This is a genomic window from Dietzia sp. CQ4 (genome assembly GCF_014145125.1).
In the GTDB taxonomy this organism is placed as follows: domain Bacteria; phylum Actinomycetota; class Actinomycetes; order Mycobacteriales; family Mycobacteriaceae; genus Dietzia; species Dietzia natronolimnaea.
Window position 1 is genome coordinate 1 of sequence record NZ_JAALDZ010000362.1, and the last position, 7,698, is coordinate 7,698.

The following is a 7,698-nucleotide window of genomic DNA, read 5'->3' on the forward strand; positions in this document are numbered from 1 at the left end:
CCGGCCCCCCGCCGACCAGCGCGACCGTCCCCCGCAGCCTCTCCTCGACCTCCGGCGCCTCGGCGCCGGCGTCGCTCAGAGCGCGGGCGACCACATCACGGGCCTCGGCGGTCCGTGCGCGGTCCCCGGTGAGCACCGCCACCACCATCTCGTCGCGGCGGACGACGGCGGGCGTCACCGCGGTGCCCGAGTTGACGGCGTCCGACCGCACGCAGAAGGTGCGATCCTGCTCGGCTTCGGCGGCGACCCTGGCGTTGACCAGGGAGTCCTTGGTGGCCGCCACCACGTACCAGGCGCCCTCCAGGTCGCCGGACCGGTACTCACGGGCCTCCCACCGGATGCGTCCGGAGTCGACCAGTCCCTGCAACGTGGGCGTGATCTCAGGACTCACCAGGTGGACGACGGCACCCGACTCGAGGAGCACCGGGATACGCCGCTGGGCCACCGATCCGCCGCCGATCACCACGACCCGACGGCCTTCGAGGTCCAAGCCGACGGGGTACGGGTTCACGGGCCGGATCATGCCGCCGATCCTATCCGCCGTCGGTGGCCGCGACCGCCTCGGCCCCGAGGCACTGTGATACGCGTCATCCCCCGGCCACAGCGACGCGGCGACCGGGGGATGAGGGTTCGTACGGGGCGGGGTCCGGCCCGCCGTCAGGCCCTCTGATCGAGCTTGAGGGTGCGGGTCGAGCGCTCGAACTGCTCGGCGAACAGGCCCTCTTCCGCGGCCAGGTCGCGACCGAGGGACGGGATCATCTCCTCGAGCGCGGGCTTCCAGTCCGCGAACCGGCTCGGGAAACAGCGCTGCAGCACATCGACCATCGCGTCGACGGCCGTGGACGCACCGGGGGACGCCCCCAGCAGACCCGCGATCGAGCCGTCTGCGGCGTTGACCACGGCGGTACCGAACTCGAGGGTCCCCCCGCGCCCGTTGGGCTTGATCACCTGGACACGTTGGCCGGCGACCACCTTCTCCCACTCGCCGTCCTGCGCGGACGGCACGAAGTCCCTGAGGGTCTCGACACGAGCGCCGTGATTCTTGGCGAGCTCGGTGATGAGGTACTTGACCAGGCCCATCTCGGTGAGCCCGATGTTGGCCATGGGCAGCAGATTGCCAGGACGGATGCTCGAGGGCAGGTCCATGAAGCTGCCCATCTTGAGGAACTTCGGGGTCCAGCCGGCGAACGGGCCGAAGAGCAGCCCCTTCTTGCCGTCGATGACGCGCGTGTCGAGGTGCGGAACCGACATCGGCGGCGCGCCGACCGACGCCTGGCTGTACACCTTGGCCTGGTGCTGGTCCACGAGGTCGGGGTTGGTGCAGCGCAGCCACTGGCCCCCCACGGGGAACCCGCCGATGCCCTTGATCTCCGGGATGCCCGACTTCTGCAGCAGGTGGAGGGCACCGCCGCCGGCACCGACGAAGACGAACTTCGCGTCGACCGTGCGCTCGTCACCTGTGTGGCGGTTGGCCACGGTCAGCCGCCAGGTGCCATCGGTGTTGCGCTCGAGGTCCTTGACCTGGTTCTGGTAGTGGACCTCGGTGCCCGTCCGGGTGAGGTACTTGACGAACTGTCGGGTGAGTGCCCCGAAGTTGACGTCGGTGCCGTTCTCGAAGTGACTGAGGGCGAACGGCTGCTCGGCGGACCGGCCACGAGCCATGAGCGGGACCAGCCGCTCGAGTTCTCCGAAGTCCGTGGTGTGGCCCATCCCGGGGAACAGGGGGTGGCCGGCGAGCCTGTCGTACCGCTTCCGCAGGTACTCCTGTCCGTCCTTCCCGGCGACGAAACTCATGTGCGGGACCGGGCGGATCCACTCCGTCGGGTCGCCGAGGATGGTGTTCTCCACGGCATAGGACCAGAACTGCCGCGAGACCTGGAACTTCTCGTTGACGCTCACGGCCTTGGTGATGTCCACGTCACCGTCGGCGGTCTTGGGCGAGTAGTTGAGCTCGCAGAGTGCGGAGTGGCCGGTGCCGGCGTTGTTCCACGCGTCGGAGGACTCCAGCGCGGGGCCCTCGAGGCGCTCGAAGATCTCGATCTGCCAGTCGGGCTGGAGGCGACGCAGCAGAGCCCCGAGCGTCGCGCTCATGGTGCCCGCGCCGATGAGCGCCACATCAGTCGTTCCGTGCTTTGCCACCTGGTCTGCAGTCACCGGTTACCCTCGCTGTTTGGTCGTGGACCCGAATTGGAATCGACACGGGACCGTCCGGCGACCCCGCGTCCACCGGATCCCAAGACTACTCACCGGTCTGCCCCCGCGGCACACCGGACTAGGGTGGTCGTCGTGCCTCCGCCCTCCCCCGATGCCGTCGCCCCCACCGGATCCGGTGCGCAGTGGACCCCGGACCTGCTGGGCCCGTCCTACCGGCGTCTCGAGCTCCCACTCGGGACCGATCCGGACGGCGAGGGACCGATCTCGGCCACGCTCGTACGGCACGAGGACGCACCCGAGCGGCCCGTCGCCGCCCTGCTCGTGGTCCACGGTCTGTCCGACTACTTCTTCCACACCCATCTCGCCGAGTTCCTCGCCGGTCGCGGCATCGCGACCTACGGCGTGGACCTGCGCAAGTGTGGACGCTCCAGGCGGGACGGCCTGACGCCGCACTTCACCACCGACCTGAAGAGATACGACGACGAGCTGGACCGGTCACTGGCCGTGATCGCCGCCGAACACCCCGGACTCCCCGTCATCGTGGCCGCGCACTCCACCGGCGGACTGGTGGTACCGCTCTGGCTCGGGCGGCGCCGCGACCGGGGCTCGCTGGACCCCGTCGTGGGGCTGGTCCTGAACTCCCCCTGGTTCCAACTCGACGTCCCCGACCGCGCCCGACCCCTGTTGGACCCGGTCATCCGAACCCTGGGTTCCGCGAGGCCCTATTACCGGCTGCCCCTGAAGACCTCGGACCGGTACGTGGTGAGCACCCACATCGATCACGACGGGGATTTCCACTTCGACACCGCACTCAAGCCCCCGGGCGGGGTCGGGGTCCGGGCCGGATGGCTCGCGGCCGTCCGCCGGGCGCAGAAGGCTCTCCAGTCCGGGGTCCACCTTCCGCTCCCCGTGCTCCTGCTGAGGTCGACGGCGTCGTCCGTCGGCGCTCGCGGCGCGGGCGGTGTGCTCGACGTCGACACCGACCTGATCCTGGATGTCCGATCGATGGAGCGATTCGCCGACCGGGTCTCGGACCGGGTCACGGACATCCCCGTCGACGGCGCCCGACACGACGTGTTCCTCTCCCGCGCGGATGTGCTCGAGGTGGTCTTCCGGCACCTCGGCGACTGGCTGGACCAGATCCTCGCACCCCACACCAAGGAGTCCTGACGACCATGACCCAGACCCCCTCCCGGCACTTCGACCTCATCGTGATCGGCACCGGAAGCGGAAACTCGCTGATCGACGAGTCGTTCGCCGACAAGTCCGTGGCGATCTGCGAGAAGGGCTCCTTCGGCGGGACGTGCCTCAACGTGGGCTGCATCCCCACCAAGATGTTCGTCTACGCCGCGGACACCGCCGTGTCCGTCGCGCACTCGAGCACGTATGGGATCGACTCGACTCTCAACGGCGTCCGCTGGCCCGACATCGTCTCCCGGGTGTTCGACCGCCGGATCGACCCCATCGCCTCCAGCGGCGAGGACTACCGGCGCACACGGTGCGACAACGTGACCGTGTACGACGGTCACGCGACCTTCGTGGGTCCGCGCACCATCGACACGGGGACCGGGGAGATCATCACGGCCGACTCCGTGGTGATCGCCGCAGGCGCCCGCCCCTCGATCCCCGGGATCGTCGTCGACGCCGGCGTCGACTTCTACACCAGCGACGACGTCATGCGGATCCCCGAGCTACCCAGGTCGATGGTGATCCAGGGCTCCGGCTTCATCGCCTGTGAGTTCGCCCACGTGTTCTCGGCTCTCGGCGTGGAGGTGACCGTGATCGGCCGCTCGGACGTCCTGCTCAAGCACGTGGACCGGGAACTGGCCGAACGGTTCACCGACCAGGCCAGGCGGAGGTGGGACGTCCGCCTCGGCCAGCAGATCACCACGATGACCGCGACCGGCGAGGACCGGCGCGGGGTCGAGATCACCTTCGAGGACGGTTCGACCTGCTCCGGCGACGCGCTCCTGGTGGCGACGGGCCGCACCCCCAACGGCGACCTGCTCGGCCTCGACACCGCCGGCGTGGCGATGGACGGGGAGCTGGTCCGGGTCGACGAGTACGGCCGCACCACGGCCGACGGCGTGTGGGCCCTCGGCGACGTGAGCTCCCCCTACCAGCTCAAGCACGTCGCCAACCACGAGCAGCGGGTGGTCGGGCACAACCTGCGGCACCCTGACGACCTCCACCCCGTCAATCACCGGTTGGTGCCCTACGCCGTGTTCACCTGGCCGCAGATCGCCTCGGTCGGACTGACCGAGGCCGAGGCCCGGGAGGCCGGATACGACGTCACGGTCAAGGTCCAGGATCACGGGGACGTGGCCTACGGCTGGGCCATGGAGGATTCGGTCGGGTGCTGCAAGCTCATCGCGGACCGCACGACGGGGTTGCTCGTCGGCGCCCACATCATGGGTGCCCACTCGCCCTCCCTCATCCAGATCCTCATCCAGGCCATGGAGTTCGAGATCACCGTCCCCGAACTCGCGCGTCGCCAGTACTGGATCCACCCTGCGATGGCCGAGGTTGTCGAGAACGCCCTGCTCGGACTGGATTTCCCGGACCGGGGCTTCTGACCCGCCGCCCCGGCGGGCCTCAGCCGACCACGAAGTCCGCCGGGTCGACCGACCTCACCTGGCGTCGGTATCGGAACGTGAAGGTGGGCCACAGCGTCGAGTTCCGGCCCCGTGAGTCGATGTACCAGCTCGAACATCCGCCGTCGTTCCACACGGTGCCGGCGAGTTCGCGGTCCATCCGGTCGGAATACCGGTCGAGGGCCTCCTCCCGCACCTCCACGGTCCCCCGATCCGCACGCCTCGACAACTCGAGCAGCCTCAGCACGTGCTCGGCCTGTGATTCGAGCATGTAGACGATCGACGAGTGCCCGAGGCTGGTGTTGGGCCCGAACATCAGGAAGAGGTTGGGGAACGCGGCGACCGTCACGCCGTTGTGCGCGCGGGGGCTGCCGTCCCAGTGTGCTGCGAGGGTCCGGCCGTCGGAACCGGTGACGACCCGCGCGATGGGCGGCTCGGTGGGCTGGAACCCGGTCCCGAAGATGATCACGTCGGCGGGGTGCTCGGCACCCCCGGAGTCGACGAGACCGCCCGGGGTCACCGAGGTCGCGGCTCCGGAGACCAGGGTGACGTCCCGCCGACACAGCGCCGGAAGCCACTGGCCGGTGAGCAGCACACGCTTGCACCCGATCGAGAAATCCGGGGTGAGCACCGTCCGCATCCGCCGGTCCCGCACCTTGACCAGCAGGTAGAACCGGGCGAACCACTCGAACAACCGGAGGAGGAACCGGGCCCGGGTGAATGCCAGGACGTAGAGCTCACGGCCCGCGTAGACCCGACCCCGGACGATCTTCTGCACGAACGGGACACGCCGGTACAGCGCGCGGCGACGCCGGGAGATGGAACGGTCGAACCGGGGCAGGATCCATCCGGGTGTCCGTTGGAAGACGGTCACGTGGTCGGCGGTCCCGGCGATCTCGGGCACGAACTGCACGGCGGAGGCGCCTGTGCCGACCACCGCGACCTTCTTGCCGGCGAGGGGGATGTCGTGGCGCCAACGCGCGGAGTGGAACACCTCGCCGTCGAAACCCTCGAGGCCCGGGAGCGGGGGCACGGAGGGTGCGGAGAGCGCCCCCGTCGCGACGATGAGATGGCGGGCCAGGACCTGCCCACGGCTGGTGTCGACGATCCACCGGGCGGTGTCGTCGCCCCACCGCGCGCCGGTGACCTCGCAGGAGGTGACGAGTCGATCGCGGAGGCCGATCCTGTCCGCCACCCCGACGAGGTAGGCCTGGATCTCGCCCTGTCTGCCGAACGAGTGCGACCAGTCGGGGTGAGCGTGACCCGACAACGAGTACAAGGAGGTGGGCACGTCGCAGGCGCACCCCGGGTAGGTGTTGTCGCGCCAGGTCCCGCCGACCTCGTCGTCGGCCTCGACCACGAGGATGTCCCCGCCCCGTCCCTCCCGCAGGAGACGATCGGCCATCGCGATCCCCCCGAACCCGGCTCCGACGACGAGGATGTCGACGTGGTCCACAGGTCCGCGGGGAGTATCGAGCATGTTTGACATTATGGCGCGAGATGTCCATGACTCACGGCCGCATCGGGACAATCGTTCGACTCGGGTCGGCGGGGAGCCCGATCCGACCCGGCGGCGAAGCCTCAGCCCCCGCTCGGCAGCGTCAACACCTCGTACCCCTCGTCGGTGACGAGCACGGTGTGTTCGAACTGTGCGGTCCACGCCTTGTCCGCGGTGGTGACGGTCCAGTCGTCATCCCAGATGTCGAACCCGGGACCGCCCAGCGAGATCATCGGCTCGACGGTCAACGTCATCCCGGGCTCGAGGACCTCGGTCCGTGACGGCTCGTCGTAGTGGAGCACCACCAGGCCGTTGTGGAAGGTGGGACCCACCCCGTGCCCGGTGAACTCCCGGACCACCGTGTAGTCGAACCTGCGCGCGTAGGACTCGATGACACGCCCGATCACGTTGATCTCCCGGCCGGGGCGGATGGCCTTGATCCCGCGGTTCATGGCCTCTCGCGTCCGTTCGACCAGGAGCCGGTTCTCCTCGGCGACCTCACCCGCCAGGAAGGTGGAGTTGGTGTCGCCGTGGACTCCGTCGATGTACGCGGTGACGTCGATGTTGACGATGTCCCCGTCGAGGATGACCGTGGTGTCGGGGATGCCGTGGCAGATCACCTCGTTGAGGGACACGCAGCTGGACTTGGGGAACGCCTTGTACCCCAGCGTCGACGGGTAGGCGCCGTGGTCGCACATGTACTCGTGGGCGATCCGGTCGATCTCGTCCGTCGTGACCCCGGGTGCCACGGCACGCCCCGCCTCGACGAGGGCGTCCGCCGCTATCGTGCACGCCCTGCGCATCGCCTCGATCACCTCGGGTGTCTGCACCCACGGCTCGCCGTTGGCCTCGTCGACCTTCTCGCGCCAGACGTACTCGGGCCGCGGGATCGACTCGGGAACCGTCCGGATCGGGGTGGGATCGCCGGGGACGAGGGGCTGACGGGTTGAGGTGGTCATGGCCTCAAGGATAGGTGCGTTCAGGGGCTCGCCGCCGACCCGGCCCCGACCGCGGGTCCCCGGGTGCCGCCACCGTGGCCCGGCGGGTCACATCAGGACGGTCGCGTAGTCGACCACGTCGACCATCCCGACCCGCCGGTACGCCGAGCGGGCCGCGGCGTTGGATCCGTTGACCACCAGGGACGGGGTCAGTCGACCGGCCTGGAGGGCGGCGCACACCGCGGCGATGCCGCCGGTCCCGAGCCCCGCGCCCCTCCTGCCGGGACGGACCCACACCCCCTGGATCTGCGCCGACCACGGCGAGACGGCGGCGACGTCGGCCTTGAAGAACACCTCTCCGTCGTCGACCCCGATCCAGGTCCTCCCCCTCGCCAGGGAGCGCGCGACGCGGCGGCGGAACGGTATCCCCGACCCCACGGCGAACGGATCGGAGCCCAGCTCCTCGCGGTACATCGCCGCCGCGGCCGCGAGCACCTGCTCGAACTCGATCAGG

Annotated in this window: 7 protein-coding genes; 2 read left to right on the top strand and 5 right to left on the bottom strand. The window is 69.6% G+C overall.

Features of this window, described 5'->3' with window-relative positions:
* Both G6031_RS16970 and mqo read right to left on the bottom strand, forming a co-directional pair.
* Window positions 1–523: bifunctional precorrin-2 dehydrogenase/sirohydrochlorin ferrochelatase (locus G6031_RS16970; protein WP_182653901.1), on the bottom strand; the 523-nt coding region annotated here is incomplete at its 3' end.
* A gap of 134 nt (window positions 524–657) precedes the next feature.
* Complete coding sequence (gene mqo / locus G6031_RS16975) at window positions 658–2,154, bottom strand: malate dehydrogenase (quinone) (RefSeq protein WP_347238519.1); 1,497 nt, start codon at window positions 2,152–2,154, stop codon at window positions 658–660.
* Between the two features lie 132 nt (window positions 2,155–2,286).
* Between mqo and G6031_RS16980 the strand changes: the two genes are divergently transcribed.
* A complete protein-coding gene (locus G6031_RS16980; RefSeq protein WP_259843962.1) occupies window positions 2,287–3,324 on the top strand; it encodes an alpha/beta hydrolase in 1,038 nt (345 codons plus the stop codon).
* A 5-nt stretch (window positions 3,325–3,329) separates the two neighbouring features.
* On the top strand, window positions 3,330–4,730 hold the full coding sequence (mtr, locus tag G6031_RS16985) for a mycothione reductase (protein ID WP_182640972.1): 1,401 nt from the start codon (window positions 3,330–3,332) through the stop codon (window positions 4,728–4,730).
* A 19-nt stretch (window positions 4,731–4,749) separates the two neighbouring features.
* Here the strand turns inward: mtr and G6031_RS16990 are convergent, their stop codons facing one another.
* From G6031_RS16990 to G6031_RS17000, 3 genes are all read right to left on the bottom strand, one after another.
* Window positions 4,750–6,228, bottom strand: a complete 1,479-nt coding sequence (locus G6031_RS16990; protein WP_182653902.1) for an NAD(P)/FAD-dependent oxidoreductase — start codon at window positions 6,226–6,228, stop codon at window positions 4,750–4,752.
* Window positions 6,229–6,329: 101 nt separating this feature from the next.
* Window positions 6,330–7,205 carry a type I methionyl aminopeptidase gene (gene map / locus G6031_RS16995; protein WP_182609736.1) on the bottom strand — a complete coding sequence of 292 codons (876 nt, stop codon included), beginning with the start codon at window positions 7,203–7,205 and terminating at the stop codon, window positions 6,330–6,332.
* Window positions 7,206–7,292: 87 nt separating this feature from the next.
* Window positions 7,293–7,698, bottom strand: a 406-nt coding sequence (locus tag G6031_RS17000; protein ID WP_182653903.1) for a GNAT family N-acetyltransferase, incomplete at its 5' end; no start/stop codon positions are given.